The 14878-nt window shown below is 60.3% G+C and carries 17 protein-coding genes; 14 read left to right on the forward strand and 3 right to left on the reverse strand.

All coding sequences use genetic code 11. The annotated features are described in order from the left end of the window. Positions 1-55: 55 nt before the first annotated feature. The 3 genes from trpS (at position 56) to VIN96_RS01370 (ending at position 3093) form a co-directional block, all read left to right on the forward strand. Positions 56-1057: a tryptophan--tRNA ligase gene (gene trpS / locus VIN96_RS01360; RefSeq protein ID WP_331893620.1), complete on the forward strand. Its 1002-nt coding sequence runs from the start codon at positions 56-58 to the stop codon at positions 1055-1057. 108 nt (positions 1058-1165) lie between these two features. Beyond that, the gene (locus VIN96_RS01365) at positions 1166-1714 is read left to right on the forward strand and encodes a NifU family protein (RefSeq protein WP_331893621.1); all 549 of its coding nucleotides are present in this window, start codon (positions 1166-1168) and stop codon (positions 1712-1714) included. 359 nt (positions 1715-2073) lie between these two features. Further along, the gene (locus VIN96_RS01370) at positions 2074-3093 is read left to right on the forward strand and encodes a glucosaminidase domain-containing protein (protein ID WP_331893622.1); all 1020 of its coding nucleotides are present in this window, start codon (positions 2074-2076) and stop codon (positions 3091-3093) included. Between the two features lie 84 nt (positions 3094-3177). Here the strand turns inward: VIN96_RS01370 and VIN96_RS01375 are convergent, their stop codons facing one another. After that, positions 3178-4245, reverse strand: a complete 1068-nt coding sequence (locus VIN96_RS01375; RefSeq protein WP_331893623.1) for a polysaccharide deacetylase family protein — start codon at positions 4243-4245, stop codon at positions 3178-3180. Between the two features lie 106 nt (positions 4246-4351). Here VIN96_RS01375 and VIN96_RS01380 point away from each other — a divergent pair, with 106 nt between their 5' ends. Continuing rightward, positions 4352-5053 carry an SDR family NAD(P)-dependent oxidoreductase gene (locus tag VIN96_RS01380; RefSeq protein ID WP_331893624.1) on the forward strand — a complete coding sequence of 234 codons (702 nt, stop codon included), beginning with the start codon at positions 4352-4354 and terminating at the stop codon, positions 5051-5053. Here the strand turns inward: VIN96_RS01380 and ddpX are convergent. Continuing rightward, positions 5050-5610, reverse strand: coding sequence for a D-alanyl-D-alanine dipeptidase (ddpX, locus tag VIN96_RS01385; RefSeq protein WP_331893625.1), 561 nt, complete (start codon positions 5608-5610; stop codon positions 5050-5052). The genes VIN96_RS01380 and ddpX overlap by 4 nt on opposite strands. Before the next feature lie 76 nt (positions 5611-5686). On the opposite strand from ddpX, the gene tsaB reads away from it, so the two are divergent. Together tsaB and VIN96_RS01395 are read left to right on the forward strand one after the other, a co-directional pair. Then, complete coding sequence (gene tsaB, locus VIN96_RS01390) at positions 5687-6397, forward strand: tRNA (adenosine(37)-N6)-threonylcarbamoyltransferase complex dimerization subunit type 1 TsaB (protein WP_331893626.1); 711 nt, start codon at positions 5687-5689, stop codon at positions 6395-6397. A 4-nt stretch (positions 6398-6401) separates the two neighbouring features. Beyond that, positions 6402-6872, forward strand: coding sequence for a GNAT family N-acetyltransferase (locus tag VIN96_RS01395; protein ID WP_331893627.1), 471 nt, complete (start codon positions 6402-6404; stop codon positions 6870-6872). A 4-nt stretch (positions 6873-6876) separates the two neighbouring features. Here VIN96_RS01395 and VIN96_RS01400 read toward each other — a convergent pair whose 3' ends face one another. After that, positions 6877-7149 carry a sulfurtransferase TusA family protein gene (locus VIN96_RS01400; protein WP_331893628.1) on the reverse strand — a complete coding sequence of 91 codons (273 nt, stop codon included), beginning with the start codon at positions 7147-7149 and terminating at the stop codon, positions 6877-6879. Positions 7150-7276: 127 nt separating this feature from the next. On the opposite strand from VIN96_RS01400, the gene VIN96_RS01405 reads away from it, so the two are divergent. From VIN96_RS01405 to VIN96_RS01440, 8 genes are all read left to right on the forward strand, one after another. Further along, positions 7277-7705: a MucR family transcriptional regulator gene (locus VIN96_RS01405; protein ID WP_331893629.1), complete on the forward strand. Its 429-nt coding sequence runs from the start codon at positions 7277-7279 to the stop codon at positions 7703-7705. Positions 7706-7860: 155 nt separating this feature from the next. After that, the gene (locus tag VIN96_RS01410; protein WP_331893630.1) at positions 7861-8334 is read left to right on the forward strand and encodes a Fur family transcriptional regulator; all 474 of its coding nucleotides are present in this window, start codon (positions 7861-7863) and stop codon (positions 8332-8334) included. 104 nt (positions 8335-8438) lie between these two features. Beyond that, positions 8439-9794 carry a tRNA (N6-isopentenyl adenosine(37)-C2)-methylthiotransferase MiaB gene (gene miaB, locus VIN96_RS01415; protein WP_331893631.1) on the forward strand — a complete coding sequence of 452 codons (1356 nt, stop codon included), beginning with the start codon at positions 8439-8441 and terminating at the stop codon, positions 9792-9794. Further along, complete coding sequence (locus VIN96_RS01420) at positions 9791-10870, forward strand: PhoH family protein (RefSeq protein ID WP_331893632.1); 1080 nt, start codon at positions 9791-9793, stop codon at positions 10868-10870. Before miaB ends, VIN96_RS01420 begins: the two co-directional genes overlap by 4 nt. A gap of 3 nt (positions 10871-10873) precedes the next feature. Then, complete coding sequence (ybeY, locus tag VIN96_RS01425; protein ID WP_331893633.1) at positions 10874-11386, forward strand: rRNA maturation RNase YbeY; 513 nt, start codon at positions 10874-10876, stop codon at positions 11384-11386. Positions 11387-11415: 29 nt separating this feature from the next. After that, positions 11416-12432 (forward strand): hemolysin family protein, encoded by a 1017-nt coding sequence (locus VIN96_RS01430; protein WP_331893634.1) that lies wholly within the window; start codon positions 11416-11418, stop codon positions 12430-12432. Between the two features lie 12 nt (positions 12433-12444). Next, the gene (lnt, locus tag VIN96_RS01435) at positions 12445-14046 is read left to right on the forward strand and encodes an apolipoprotein N-acyltransferase (RefSeq protein ID WP_331893721.1); all 1602 of its coding nucleotides are present in this window, start codon (positions 12445-12447) and stop codon (positions 14044-14046) included. 170 nt (positions 14047-14216) lie between these two features. Further along, a complete protein-coding gene (locus VIN96_RS01440; protein ID WP_331893635.1) occupies positions 14217-14684 on the forward strand; it encodes a helix-turn-helix transcriptional regulator in 468 nt (155 codons plus the stop codon). The last annotated feature ends 194 nt before the right edge of the window (positions 14685-14878 follow it).

The following is a 14878-nucleotide window of genomic DNA, read 5'->3' on the forward strand; positions in this document are numbered from 1 at the left end:
ACCGTTTCTCAACACCGGCAATCACTCATCCGGTCCACACGGAAGGGCATTCCATATGTCACGCATCTTTTCGGGTATTCAATCCACCGGCAATCTGCATCTTGGCAATTATCTCGGCGCGGTGCGCAACTGGGTGCAATTGCAACACGATTACGAGTGTCTGTTTTGCGTCGTCGACATGCACGCCATTACCGTGTGGCAAGACCCGGCAGCGTTGAAGGCCTCCACCCGCGAAGTCGCCGCGGCCATGATCGCGTCGGGCGTCGATGCGAAGAAGCACATCATCTTTAATCAAAGCCAAGTGCCCGCGCACGCCGAACTGGCGTGGATCTTCAATTGCGTGGCGCGTCTGGGCTGGCTCAACCGCATGACCCAGTTCAAGGACAAGGCGGGCAAGAACCGCGAAAACGCATCGGTGGGGCTTTACGCGTATCCCAACCTGATGGCCGCCGACATCTTGCTTTACAAAGCCACCCACGTGCCGGTCGGCGAAGACCAAAAGCAGCATCTGGAACTGGCCCGCGACATCGCGCAGAAATTCAACAACGACTACGGCGTCGAAGACTTCTTCCCGTTGCCCGAACCGATGATCTTCGGCACCGCGACCCGCGTGATGAGCTTGAAGGACGGCACCAAAAAGATGTCCAAATCCGACCCGTCGGATTTGTCGCGCATCACCATGACGGACGATGCCGACACCATCGCCAAGAAAATCCGCAAGGCCAAAACCGACCCCGAACCCCTGCCCGACAACGCCAAGGGTTTGGAAGGCCGTCCCGAGGCCGCCAACCTGTTGGGCATTTACGCCGCGCTCAGCGACACCACGCTGGACGAAACCATCGCCAAGTTCGCGGGCGAGGGCTTCGGCACCTTCAAGCAACACCTGGCCGATCTGGCAGTCGCCAAGCTCGACCCGATTCAGGGGGAAATGCGCCGCCTGATGGCGGACATCGGCCATGTCGACGCGGTGCTGAAAGACGGCGCCGAGCGTGCCCGCGCCATGGCCGAGCCGATCATCGCCGAGATCAAGGAAACAGTGGGTTTTTTGAACGTATAAGATACCCACACCGTCGTCCGGGTTGATCCGGGGGCCATAAAGCCCCATATTCCCGGCAACCAAACAGATTTAACGCCCACAGACTTTTACATAGCTGAGAGAACGGACATGTTCATTCAAACCGAAGCGACCCCAAATCCCGCGACCCTCAAGTTCCTGCCGGGCACCCAGGTGATGGGATCGGGCACCGCCAACTTCACCGACGCGGCCTCCGCGGGCAATTCGCCGTTGGCGCTGCGTTTGTTCGACATCGACGGCGTCAGCGGCGTGTTTCTCGGCTCCGACTTCGTCACCGTGACCAAGGCCGACGAAGCCGCTTGGGACGTGGTCAAACCGCGTGTTCTCGCGGCGGTGATGGATCACTTCACCCAAGGCGGGGCGGTCATGAACGAAGCCGAAGGCGAAAGTGAAAGCGGCGAAGGCGATTCCGAAACCGTCAAGCAAATCAAGGAATTGATCGAAACCCGCGTACGTCCGGCGGTGGCCCAAGACGGCGGCGACATCGTGTTCCGCTCGTTCGAGGCAGGCGTCGTCTATCTGCACATGCAAGGTGCGTGCGCCGGCTGCCCCAGCTCCACCGCGACGCTGAAAAACGGCATCGAAAACATGCTGCGCCATTACGTGCCGGAAGTTACCGAGGTCCGTGCGGTCAACTGACGAATTTCACGCGAATCGGGTAAAACCGAACTTCTTTTGTCATCGCCCTCGACTGAATGAGTCGGGGGCGATGGTATTTTTTCAAGGCTTCTCAGAGACTTCTGAGTTGTGGAAAAAAGAGGCTGGCAAGGCCTCAAAAATTCACGTAGAAGAGCCGCCAGATTTCGGAAATGCCGACAGGCGAGAAGGTCAAGTCGGCGCCCGAAACACAGATCGGTCGATTAAGCGTCTCATCATAAGAGACGGATCGAGGAGGGGACGAACCCCGCGGCGGCACGGTGAAGGACGTGTCGGGCGAATGGGTTCTCTAGAGCCAAATTGGCGACCTTTGTTGCGGCAGATCGAGATAGTTAACAGTCATGAAAACATTTCATTGGAGCTCTTTGGGCGCGGCGGCCTCTATGGTGGCGATTTTGTTCGCCACCGCATGGTTGATGCCGGCGCCGAGCGGCACCTCCGTCGCGCAGGCCAGCTTCTCCCTGGCCGACGAGATTTCCCAAGACCAACGCCGTGCGGCCGAGGCGCAAGCCCGCGCCGCGCTGCTGGGCGGACAAATCGGCGAAGACTTGACCGATATCGATGAGCTGGCGGCGATGGAAACGGCCTCGGGCCCGATCGATGGCGGTCTCGACTACGACCTCACCGCGGTCAGCCAGGGCTACGCAGGCGTTCCGCGCCTCAGCCTGATCAGCTTGCCGGAAAATCTCGACCAAATTCGCGAAACCGAGCAACGTAAAGCGGTGTTCTTCAAATCCGTGCTGCCGTTGGTGTTGCAGGTGAACGAGCAAATCGTCGCCGACCGCGCCCGCCTTTGGGAGCTGCACGCGCAAAAGCAAAGCGGCTCCAAACTTAAGGCGCTGGATCGTTTGTGGCTGGCGGCGATGGCCGAACGCTACGGCACCCGCCGTGGCGACATCGCGGCGCTGCTGTCTCACCATGACGTGGTGCCGCCGTCGTTGGCGTTGGCGCAAGCTGCCACCGAAAGCGCGTGGGGCACGTCGCGGTTCGTGCGCGAAGGCAACGCCATGTTTGGCGAATGGACGTTTGAGGACGACCACAAGGGCATCGTGCCGAACGAACGGCTGGCGGGCAAATCGCATCGCGTGCGCGCGTTCGACAGCCTGTACGATTCGGTGCAGTCCTACGTCACCAACTTGAACAAGCACCGCGCCTACAAAGAGTTCCGTGCTTTGCGCGCGGAAATGCGCGCCAAGGGCCAAACGGTCAGCGGCATGCGCCTCGCCAGTGCGCTACACCGTTATTCCGAACGCGGCGCGGCTTATGTCTCGGAACTGCATTCGATCATCGCAGGTAATGATCTCAGCCTTCTGGACGGCGCACGGCTCAACGAAAACGGCGCTTTCGAGCCGGTTATCTGAGCGCTCACCAAGCTCATCAAAAAGCCCGTCCTGGCGCATCGCCGGACGGGCTTTTTGATGTCTTCGTGGTCTACGAGGGCCAGCTTATTTCACGTATAGAAGCATGCCGAACCACCGCCAGCGGCCCTCGCCCGCAGGCACGGTGCAGTTCAGCCGTGTGCGGCCTTGAGGCAGCTTCTGGGACATGCGTACTTCCATGCGCGGGCCCAGCCGTTCGATCTTGAGCTTGCCTTCGTGATTGGAAAAACACGCCATCTGTTCGGCGCGGGGTAGATCCTCGGGCAGGGTGAAGCCGATGTAGGGCGGATTGCCGTTGGGGTCGACCACGGTGTCTTGGGGGATGACATCGCGCACCGGTACCGGCAAGGCGCCGGCGGCGGTTTTCAGGCGTGGCAGGTCGCCGTAGGTTTCGTTCATGGCGAAGCGCGGCAGGCGATAGACGTCATTGCGTTGGTTATCGCTGGCGCCGAACGCCCCCGAATGCTGACCGAACCCGGCGACAAATCCGGCGCGTTTGACGGTTTCGATCACGGCCTCGGAATACTCGCCATAGGGATAGGCGATCAGTTCGGGCACATAACCCAGCTCGGCGCGAAAACGCGCATTGGACGCATCGATATCGGCCATGTTGGCGGCATCGGTATTGTCGATCATGTGCAGGTGGCTGGCGGTCTGGCTGCCGATGGTGACCAGCGGGTCGGCGGCCATCTCGCGGATTTGCGCCCATGTCATATAGCGGCTCAGGCCTTGATCGACCGGCTGGGTGGCGACGAACAGGGTGAATGGAATACCGGCTTTTTTAAAACGCGGCCACGCTTCAGTGTAAACGGATCGATAAGCGTCGTCGATGGTTACGCCGACGGATTTGGCGGGAAAGGGTTTGCCGGCTTTAAGCCGCGAGACGATCTCGCCCAACGCAAGCACGGTGTACGATCCGCCATCAAGTTCGGCGATGTGGGCGTCGAGCTGCTCTAACCGCGTGTTGGTGGAGGGGTAATCGTCTTCGCCGAAGCGGTGATACATGACGATTGACGCACCGTCATCAGGCGCGTACTCCTCCGCCCAGGCGGGGGGCGAAAGCGGGGCCGAAAGCAGACCGCACGCGTACAAAAACGCGCCCGTCCAGGCCGAAAATCGATACCGTTTGTACATCCTGTGCGTCCCATACACTTGATCTTATGCGCCATTGTTTCCATTTAGTGTCAAAGCTCAAGTGATATTCATCACGCAGTCCGTTATATCTTGAGGGGTTTTTGTCATGAGTTTCAAAAATAAACAGGTGGTCGTGACCGGCGGCACGGGTGCTTTGGGCACGGCGGTGGTCGGGCGGTTGCTCGATCAAGGGGCCACGGTGCACATACCGGTGTTCAATGAAGACGAAGTACCGCGCTTCGCCCACAACGAGCATGAGCGGGTGGTGATGGTCTCGCACATCGACCTCACCGACGAGCCGGTGGTCAAGCGCTTCTATGACGCAGTTGGCGAGGTCTGGGCCTCGATCCACATTGCCGGCGGCTTCGATATGTCGCCGATCGCCGAAACCAGCGCCGCCGCGTTTGACAAACAAATGGCGATGAACGCCAAGACCTGTTTTTTGTGTTCGCGTGAAGCGGTGCGGGCGATGCGTGGCCTGGGCATCGGCGGGCGCATTGTCAACGTTGCAGCGCGTCCGGGCGTGGAGCCGCGTCAAGGTGCGGGCATGGTGGCGTATAGCGCGTCCAAGGCCGCAGTGGTGGCGATCACCCAGGCGATGGGCGAAGAACTGGCGGGCGAAGGCATCTGGGTCAACGCCGTCGCACCGTCGATCTTGGACACCGCCGCCAATCGCGCGGCGATGCCGGACGCCGATTTTGACGTCTGGCCCAAGCCTGACGAAGTGGCCGCGACCATCGTGCATCTGGCCTCGCCCGACAACGGCGCGGCGCGTGGTGCGGTGGTGCCGGTCTACGGAAAGGTCTAGGGCGCGGTCATCGGCTCACTGAGATCGCCGTCGCCGAACAGTTCGAAGTCACGGCTGTCGAACAGTTGATAGTGCCACCACTCATTGCGGTAAAAATCCCACCCTGCGGTGGTCATCAGGCCCATCAACAGCAGGCGGTTTTTTTGCGCAGGCACGCTGATCTCGGTGTTGCCGTGGTGGCTTTTGGGGGTGAAGGCGTCAAAACCGGTGCCCATGTCCAAGGCTGCGCCGGTGGCGGCGTCGACCAGCGTCAGATCCACTGCGACGCCGCGCGAATGGGGCGAACCGCGCCGGGGATCGGCAAGAAAATCCGGATCGGGGGTGTGGTTCCACAGTTTCCACTGCGCCTCGGACGGACGAAAGGCGTCGAAAATGCGCAACCGATAGCCTTGAATTTCGGCCAGGTCGCGGGCCGCGATCAGCAGTTTTTCGGCCTCATGGTGCAAATAGCATCCGGCGCGACGATAGATCGGCTGGCCGGTGAAATTGTCGGTGGTGGCGTATTTCAAATCGATCTCGACCCGGTGCGTGGCGGCGGTGATTTCGACCAAGGACATGGGACGTGGGCTCCTAAACTGGCATCATGGATCTATGCAGAGTATAACGGGCGCTGTGATCTCAAAAGGACTAACCGTGAATTCCAAACCGCTTATCGTTCTCGCGCTCGACACCGCCACCACCGGCTGTTCCGTCACCGTATGGCGGAATGGCGAGGCGTTGGCCCATGACGCGCGCGCCATGTCCCGGGGCCAAGCCGAGGTGCTGTTGCCGATGGCCGTGGCGGCGTTGCACACGGCCGGGCTGACCCCGGCGGATTTGAGCGCCGTGGCGGTCACGCGCGGTCCCGGTGCGTTCACCGGCATGCGCATCGGTTTGGCTGCGGCGCGGGCGCTGGCGTTGGCGCTGGGCGTGCCGTGCATCGGCGTGACGACCTTGGAAGCCGTAGCCGGGGGCGTCGGCCTGGGTGAGCGTGGCGCGGGCGTGACGATCCTGGCCGCGGTGGAAAGCAAACGCGAAGACATCTACGTTCAACTTTTCAACGCCGAGTTGGCGCCGTTGTGCGAACCCGTTGCGGTGGATGGCCCGGCGCTGGCGGCCCGGGTTGATCCTGATGCCAGCATCTTGGCGGTTGGCGACGGCGCGAGCCGGGCGCAGGAAATGCTGCAGGCCCAAGGCATCGAGGTGCGCCTCAGCGCCGCCTCGGCGTTGCCCGACACCCGCATCGTCGCAGAAATCGCCGCCGGTCGGTTCGCGCAAGCCATCGGTGCGCCGCCGCCCGAGCCGCTCTATCTGCGCCCGCCCGACGCCAAGATGCCGAAAAACGCCGGTCGGGCGAGGGCTTAGCTCCATGATCGAGATGCCTGCCGCTTTTTATTTGGTCGCCCTTGGCCTCACCCATGCGGAGGTCCTGGCGGTTTTGCATGCGGAAAGCTTTTCCGACGGTTGGAGCGCCGCTTCGTTCGATACCACGCTACGCATGCCGGGCGCTTATGGGTTCATGGCGGTGCGCCATGGCGACGACGAACCGCTGGGCTTTGCCCTGTTTCGTGCCGGGGGCGGCGAGGCCGAGGTGCTCACCGTCGCCACGCGGCCGTTCGCGCGCGGCCAAGGCATTGCGAGCGCGTTGATGACCCAGGGTTTGAGCTTGGCCAAAGATCTGGGCGCAGAAACCATGTTTTTGGAAGTGGCCGCCGACAATGCGTCGGCGTTGCGCTTGTACCAAGCGCTGGGCTTTGTGCAGACCGGGCAACGCAAAGGCTATTACGCCCGCGCCGAAGGCCCGCCTGTCGATGCGCTGGTGATGGCGCGCACGAATTGATTGCTCAACCGGATTTTTTCAACAGCAACAGATGAACGTCGTCGGCGCTAGCTGCATCGATGTCTTCGGGTTCCAAGGACAGGACCTCGTGGCCGATTTCGCGCACGCTGCGCGGGACGTTGGTCAGCGGCTCTGCATGCTTCAGTCGTACAAGCGCAGTTTGTCCAGGTTGCATGTTTTCGATCAACAATTTCGTGCGTACGAAGGTCATGGGACAAACATCGTTCGTAATGTCGAGAAAGTAATCGGCATCAGTATTGAGTGTTGATTTAATCATGATCGTTTTGTGACTTTTTCTTGCATGTTTACGTAGTCCCCATTTATATAAGCATCATCATTTACAAAATAAACACTTCACTCCCGTTCTCACACGAACGTTTTAGAATTGGTTGAGAGAAATCATTATGACCGAGAAATTGGAAACCACCGAGGCGCTCGAACTGACCACCGAAATCGTCGCTTCGTACGTGAGCAACAATACCGTTGCGATTGGCGAGCTGCCGATGGTTATTCACGAAGTCTACAAAGCCTTGACCGGCCTGGATACGCAGGTCGCTCAACCGGAACGCCCCAAACCTGCGGTGCCGGTCAAAAAATCGGTCATGCCGGATTACATCATCTGTCTCGAAGACGGCAAGCAGCTGAAAATGCTCAAGCGTCATCTCAAGACCGCCTACAACATGAGCCCGGAAGAATATCGCGAACGCTGGGGCCTGCCCGCGGACTATCCCATGGTCGCGCCGAGCTACGCCAAGCACCGCAGCGCGCTGGCGAAAAAAATCGGCCTCGGCACCAAGCCGCGCAAGCCGGCCACCCGCGCCCGCAAGAAATAATTTACCCGACTTAATCACTAAGGCTTTACCTTGGTGGATGAGGATGGAACTATATGCGACGGCATCCGGAAACCGGGTGCCGTCGGCTTTTGTCGGTCTTTAAGCGACCGACAAAGTCGCGCAGACAATAAAAGTAAAAGTTAGGGAGGCGGGCCATGGGTTCTGAAACGCCGTCACGTATCGAAGAGCTCTGTCAGGAACAGGGCATGAAAATGACCGGTCAGCGCCGGGTGATCGCGCGCGTGCTTTCGGCCGCGACCGACCACCCGGACGTCGAGGAACTGCATCGCCGCGCGGTCGCGGACGATCCCAACATTTCCATCGCCACGGTCTATCGCACCGTGCGGCTGTTCGAAGAGTCCGGCATTTTGGAACGCCTGGATTTCGGCGATGGCCGAGCGCGTTACGAAGAAGCGGGCGGCGACCATCACGATCATCTGATCGATATCAATTCCAGCCGGGTGATCGAGTTTCACAATGCGGCGATCGAAGCGCTGCAAGAAAAGATCGCCGCCGAACACGGTTATCGCCTGGTGGGCCATAAGTTGGAACTCTATGGCGTGCCGCTGGAAGATGGCGAAGGCGTTGAGCAAGACGAAAACCCCGCCGAAGATGCCGACGGCGATTGACGGCAAATGCCCGGCAACGCTTGACTTGCGCGTGCGGGGTGCTAATTTCGCAGAAATCTGGGGGCTTCGGCCCCTCTTTGCGTTTTTGAGAAGGATTGTTTCGCGTGGCGAAGAAGCTGCACATTAAGACCTATGGCTGTCAGATGAACGTCTACGACTCTGAGCGTATCGCCGAGGTCTTGAGCCCGCTCGGGTTTGAAGCGGTCGATGACGCCGATGGCGCGGACATGGTGATTTTGAACACTTGTCACATCCGCGAGAAGGCCGCCGAAAAGGTCTATTCCGAACTGGGCCGGTTGCGGGTGCAAAAAGAGACGCTGGCCTCGCAAGGCAAGCGCATGGTGTTGGCGGTGACCGGATGCGTCGCCCAGGCCGAAGGCGAAGAGGTCCTCAAGCGCGCGCCGTTCGTCGACATGGTGTTCGGTCCACAAACCTATCACCGCCTGCCGCAGATGGTCGCCGAAGCGACCCGCGCCACCGGCCAAGTGCTCGACACCGATTTTCCCGAAGAAAGTAAATTCGACGCCCTGCCCGACAACCGCACCGTGGACGGCGCAACGGCGTTCCTCGCCATTCAGGAAGGTTGCGACAAATTCTGCACCTACTGCGTGGTGCCCTATACCCGCGGCGCGGAATATTCCCGCCCCGCCGCCCAAGTTCTCGACGAGGCGCGCAAATTGGTCGTCGCAGGGGCGCAGGAAATCACCTTCTTGGGTCAAAACGTCAACAGCTACCACGGCGAGGCGGCCGACGGCGGCGAATGGAACCTGGCGCGGCTGATCCGCGCAGCCGCCGAGATCGAAGGGCTGGAGCGGATCCGCTTCACCACCAGCTATCCCGCCGAGGTCGACGACGATTTGATCCAGGCTCACGGCGACGTGGACAAACTGATGCCATATCTGCATCTGCCCGTTCAGGCGGGCTCGGACCGGGTGCTCAAGGCGATGAACCGCAATCACGGCGTCGACGAATACCGCGCGTTGGTCGACAAGTTGCGCGCGGCGCGTCCCGATTTGGCGCTGTCGTCGGATTTCATCGTCGGCTTTCCCGGCGAAACCGACGCGGATTTCCGCGCCACCATGAAGTTGATCGAAGACGTCACCTTCATTCAGGCCTATTCGTTCAAGTATTCGCCCCGCCCCGGCACGCCCGCCGCACTGATGGACTTACAGGTCGACGAAGCGGTGAAGGCCGAACGTCTGGCTGAGCTGCAGGCGCTGCTGAACGCCCAGACCTTGGCGTTCAATAAGCAATGTGTCGGCAAGACCATGGCGGTACTTTTGGATCGCGCAGGCAAAAAGCCCGGACAGTTGGTCGGGCGCAGCCCGTACATGCAGGCGGTCGTCGTCGATGCGCCTGAACAATTGCTCAACCGCATCGTTGATGTCACCATCACGTCGGCAGGTCCCAACTCTTTGATGGGCGCGCTGAACGTTGATAACCGGAAAGCCTGCGCGTGAGCAAACAACCCAGACTGAACACAAAAGCCAAGGCGAAGCCCAAACTGAAAATGGGCACCAAGAAGGAGGCTGGCGCGCAAGGCGTGGAAACGCGCACCGCCAATTTGACCTTCGCCGATAACAAGTTGGCGCAGATCCTGTTCGGTGCGCATGCCACTCATTTGGTACAGATCGAAGCGGAACTTGACGTCAGCATCGTCGCACGCGGCGCGGACCTGATCATCACCGGCGGTCCCGGCGCGGTGGACATGACCGAACGTCTGTTGATCGGTCTTTACGACCGGCTTACCCAAGGCGGACACGTGACGGCGGATGAAATCGGTGCGGCGTTGCGTATCCTGCGCCAGCCCGGCGGCAAGCTGTCCGACGTCAATGTCGAGGTGCACACCCGGCGCCGGGTGATCTCGCCACGGTCCGCCACCCAGGCGGCGTATCTCAAAGCTATCGACGACTGCGAACTGGTGTTTGGATCGGGCCCGGCGGGCACCGGCAAAACCTATCTGGCGGTGGCTAAGGCGGTGGAGCTGTTGGTGCGTGGCGACGTAGACCGCATCATCTTGTCGCGCCCGGCCGTCGAAGCCGGTGAGCAGCTGGGCTTTTTGCCTGGCGACATGCAAGAGAAGGTCGATCCCTATCTGCGTCCACTCTACGACGCGCTCTATGACATGTTGCCTGCCGACCAAGTGGTCAAGCGCTTGGAAAACGGTGAAATCGAAGTCGCGCCGCTGGCGTTCATGCGCGGGCGCACCCTGGCCAATGCGTTCGTCATCTTGGACGAAGCGCAAAACACCACCGCGGTGCAGATGAAGATGTTCCTCACCCGCCTGGGCGAAAACGCCCGCATGGTGGTGACCGGCGATTTGTCGCAGGTCGACTTGCCGCGCGGCATCCGTTCGGGATTGCGTGACGCATGGGACATTCTGACCGATATCGAAGGGGTGGCGTTCGTCGAATTCACCTCCGCCGACGTGGTGCGCCATAAAATCGTCACGCGCATCGTCAATGCTTACGCCGCAGCGGAAAAGCGCCGCCGCGCGGGAGCGCGTTACGAACACGATGATGCAGAGCGCGATTGAACCATGAGCACCGGCCCCATTCCCGATCTGTGGATCGACATCAACGTGGACCGCGGTGCATGGGCCGAGGTTTTACCGAATTACGAACAAATCTGCCAGCGCGCCATCCAGGCCGCCGTGGCCAAGGGTGCGGTGTGCGAAGACGAAGATGAAGCGCAGTGGGAAATCAGCGTTCTGCTTTCCGACGACGACGCGATCCGGGTTTTGAACCGCGATTGGCGCGGCAAGGACAAGCCGACCAATGTGCTGTCCTTTCCCGCCCCGCCGGACGAGCTGCCCGACGGTGCGCCGATCTTGTTGGGCGACATCGCGGTGGCGCTGGAAACCACCCAGCGCGAAGCCCTTGAGCAAGAAAAGTCGCTTGAGGATCATTTTTGCCATTTAATGGTTCATGGTATGCTGCATTTGCTGGGTTTCGATCACGAAACCGATGCAGACGCGGACGAGATGGAACCGTTGGAAATCGAAATTCTTGCGGGTTTGGGCATCGACAGCCCGTACCCGGATCGCAATTGAGTGTTATGGAAAAGGACGACCTGTTTCTGATGAACGACGAGTCATCGCCACCCAAGCCGGCCCAAAATGAGACTGCCGAGGCAGAGCAATTTCAAGACCTGGATGCGTCTCAAGACGGTCGGCGAGACAAATCACCACTGAAATCCATGATCGATTGGTTGCGCGGACGCACCGGTGAAACGGCGCGCGATGTGCTTGAAGACCTGATCGAAGAAGCCGAAGAAGGCGAGGCCTCGCTGGGTGCGGACGAACGCCAACTGCTGCTCAACATTCTCGAACTCAAGGACCAGACCGTCGCCGACGTGATGGTGCCGCGTGTCGACATCATCGCCGCCAAGGCCGATGCCACGCTTGACGACCTGATCGCGTTGATCACCGAAGAAGCCCACTCGCGCATGCCGGTGTACCGCGAAACCCTGGACGACGCGTTCGGCATCGTCCACGTCAAGGACGTGCTGGTGTGGCGCGGGCGCGATGAAGATTTTTCCACCTCCGCCATCGTGCGCCCGGTGCTGTTCGTCGCCCCCTCGATGCAGGTTTTGGAACTGCTTTTGGAAATGCGCGCCAAGCGCGTTCACATGGCTTTGGTGGTGGACGAGTTCGGCGGCATCGATGGGCTCGCGACCATCGAGGATCTGGTTGAGGAAATCGTCGGCGAAATCGAAGACGAGTTCGACGAAGACGAAAAGCCGGTGTTGGAAAAACGCGCCGACGGCAGTTGGGACGCGGGTGCGCGCACCCCGTTGGAAGACCTCGAAGCGACGTTGCAAATGGCGTTGTTCAGCGCCGATGAGCGCGACGAAATCGACACCCTGGGCGGGCTGGTGTTTTCCATCGCCGGGCGGGTGCCGTCGCGCGGTGAATTGCTCACCCACCAAAGCGGTTTGGAGTTCGAGGTCGTCGACGTCGATCCGCGCCGCATCAAGCGTCTGCGTCTGCGGGTGCCGCATTCGATGATGGATGAGGCGGCTGTTCAAGATCAAGCGAACACAGCCAACAACGGTTCCGCTCAATCTCCTCGCCCCAGCAAATTCGGCGGAGCTTGATCTTTGGGCTCAATGCATGCCGCGATCGCGTTAAGGCTGGCTTGGCTGCGCGCTTGGATGGGTGCGTTGAGCGTCTGGCAGGCGCGCTTGCTGGCGTTTGTCCTGGGTGCCGTGGCGGTGTTCGCCATGCCGCCGACGTATCAAATCTATCTGTTGATCCCCGCGTTCAGCGCGCTGTTGTGGCTGAGCGCCGATGCGCCGAGCCGCTGGCGCGCCTTCATGGTGGGGTGGTGGTTCGGCGCGGGATTTTTCGCCGCCGGGCTATACTGGATTTCGTTCGCGCTGTTGGTCGAGGCGGATAAATTCGCGTGGCTGATCCCGTTCGCCATTTTCGGGTTCGCGTTCGGCATCGGGTTGTTTTGCGCCGTGGCCGCGTTGGTCGTTCATATGGCGCCCGGTCGATTGACGGCGCGCGCGCTGGTTCTTGCGGGCGCTTGGGCGTTGTTGGAATGGGTCCGCGCGTGGTTGTTCACAGGTCTGCCGTGGAATCCGGTGGGCAGCGTGTGGGCGGTATCCGACGCCGCGCTGCAAGGCGCTGCGGTGGCAGGCGTGTTCGGCCTAAGTCTGCTGACGGTCTTGGCCGCAGCTTCGGTCGGGGCGGTGGCGGACGATGCGCCCCAATTGCGTCGTGGGCCGCGTTGGTTGAGCGGCCTCGCGTTTCTCGGTCTGATTGCAATGTGGGGGTGGGGCGATCAACGGCTTGCCGATGCGCCGGATGCCACCGTGCCGGATGTGCGCCTGCGCTTGGTGCAGCCCAACATCGCACAAGTCGACAAATGGAAACCCGAACTGCGCGAAGTCAACATGATGGCGCAGATCGAATTGGCCATCGCCGCCCCGCGCGACGGTGAACCGCAGCCGACACATGTGATCTGGGCGGAAACCTCGGCACCCTTTTTTCTTGAAAATCACGGTGCTTGGCGACGTTTGGTGGGCGGCGCGACGCCGCCGGGCGGTCTGACCATTTTGGGCGCGCCGCGTGCGTTGCCACCGGCTGCGCCGGGACAAAGCCTGCGGGTCGCCAATGCAATGTTGGCGGTCGACGAATCGGGGCGGATCGATGCGACTTTCGACAAATTTCATCTGGTACCGTTCGGCGAGTATGTGCCGTTTTCAGACTGGTTGCCGTTGGACAAGATCACCCAGGGCCAAGGGGCGTTTACGCCCGGACCCGGGCCCACGACCTTGCGATTAAAGGGTTTGCCGCCGGTCAGCCCATTGATCTGCTACGAAATCATCTTTCCCCACCAGGTGACCGACTCGGCGGATCGACCACGCTGGCTACTCAACCTCACCAATGATGCCTGGTACGGAAAAACTGCCGGGCCTCATCAACATTTCGTGAGCGCCCGGATGCGCGCCGTCGAAGAAGGACTGCCCACGGTGCGGGTCGCGTTTACCGGCATATCGGGCATCATTGACGGTTATGGGCGGGTCGTTAAGGAACTCTCATTAGGCGAAAAAGGCTTTGTTGACGGTGACTTGCCTCAAGCGGTGGATGCTCCCGGGCTATATGCGCGCTTTGGCAATCTGGTGCCGGTCGTCCTGTCTGTACTGACATTGGGTTTCGGCCTCGGCTTTGGGTGGCGCGAGCGCAACTTTCGCGCCGACTGAAATAACACTTGCCATACTAAAGATTGCATACCATATAATGTTAGTTATGGGCGATGAGGACACTTGACCGACACACGTGACGGGGGTAATAGATGTCACAAAAGCTAAATATAACTTAGCATCGTTGTAAAAAGCCCCTGACCTCTTGGATGAAAAGGACCCCCCTTTCCATGACGACCTCAACAGCCCTCAAAGCCGAAGATCGCCCGCCGCTCGGCACGCCGCGTCCCGTTGACGTTCACGTCGGCGCGCGCCTGCGTCAGCGTCGTACGCTGCTCGGCATGAGCCAGGAAAAACTCGGCGAAGCCGTTGGTTTGACGTTCCAGCAGATTCAGAAGTACGAACGCGGCGCAAATCGCATTGGCGCCAGCCGCTTGTATCAACTGAGTAATGTTCTGGATGTTTCCGTCAGCTATTTCTTCGAAGAAATGCCCGGCGAAGTGCAGCGCACGCGTGGCGATTACGCCGCCAGCAACCGCGCCGACGACATCGAAACCGTGCAAGCCGGCGACCCCATGGCGCGCCGCGAAACTTTGGAATTGGTGCGCGCGTACTACCGCATCGAAGATCCGAAAGTGCGCAAGCGCGTGTTCGAACTGACCAAATCGATCGCAAACGCCGCCGGGTTCGAAGACTGATCCGCGAACAGCAATTGCGTAAATGCGATAAAATATGCGACAAGAACGAGCGCGGGGCTTGAAAGCTCCGCGCTCGTGCTTTATTTGCAGGAAGCCCTCAGGGGCCGTGGATGGATTTGGACCGCTTGCCACCACGTAAAAAAAGGCTAAGTGGGTGCGGTACGGCCTAGGACAGAAGCAATTTAAAGCTTGCG

The organism is Magnetovibrio sp. (genome assembly GCF_036568125.1).
In the GTDB taxonomy this organism is placed as follows: Bacteria; Pseudomonadota; Alphaproteobacteria; order Rhodospirillales; family Magnetovibrionaceae; genus Magnetovibrio.

Excerpts from the sequence above, each read along its gene's own strand:
- VIN96_RS01365 (WP_331893621.1), top strand. The coding sequence starts at position 1,166 with ATGTTCATTCAAACCGAAGCGACCCCAAATCCCGCGACCCTCAAGTTC.
- VIN96_RS01375 (WP_331893623.1), bottom strand. The coding sequence starts at position 4,245 with ATGTACAAACGGTATCGATTTTCGGCCTGGACGGGCGCGTTTTTGTAC.
- VIN96_RS01440 (WP_331893635.1), top strand. The coding sequence starts at position 14,217 with ATGACGACCTCAACAGCCCTCAAAGCCGAAGATCGCCCGCCGCTCGGC.
- VIN96_RS01430 (WP_331893634.1), top strand. The coding sequence starts at position 11,416 with ATGAACGACGAGTCATCGCCACCCAAGCCGGCCCAAAATGAGACTGCC.
- VIN96_RS01380 (WP_331893624.1), top strand. The coding sequence starts at position 4,352 with ATGAGTTTCAAAAATAAACAGGTGGTCGTGACCGGCGGCACGGGTGCT.
- ybeY (WP_331893633.1), top strand. The coding sequence starts at position 10,874 with ATGAGCACCGGCCCCATTCCCGATCTGTGGATCGACATCAACGTGGAC.
- VIN96_RS01370 (WP_331893622.1), top strand. The coding sequence starts at position 2,074 with ATGAAAACATTTCATTGGAGCTCTTTGGGCGCGGCGGCCTCTATGGTG.
- ddpX (WP_331893625.1), bottom strand. The coding sequence starts at position 5,610 with ATGTCCTTGGTCGAAATCACCGCCGCCACGCACCGGGTCGAGATCGAT.
- VIN96_RS01410 (WP_331893630.1), top strand. The coding sequence starts at position 7,861 with ATGGGTTCTGAAACGCCGTCACGTATCGAAGAGCTCTGTCAGGAACAG.
- trpS (WP_331893620.1), top strand. The coding sequence starts at position 56 with ATGTCACGCATCTTTTCGGGTATTCAATCCACCGGCAATCTGCATCTT.
- VIN96_RS01395 (WP_331893627.1), top strand. The coding sequence starts at position 6,402 with ATGATCGAGATGCCTGCCGCTTTTTATTTGGTCGCCCTTGGCCTCACC.
- VIN96_RS01400 (WP_331893628.1), bottom strand. The coding sequence starts at position 7,149 with ATGATTAAATCAACACTCAATACTGATGCCGATTACTTTCTCGACATT.
- VIN96_RS01405 (WP_331893629.1), top strand. The coding sequence starts at position 7,277 with ATGACCGAGAAATTGGAAACCACCGAGGCGCTCGAACTGACCACCGAA.
- lnt (WP_331893721.1), top strand. The coding sequence starts at position 12,445 with ATGCATGCCGCGATCGCGTTAAGGCTGGCTTGGCTGCGCGCTTGGATG.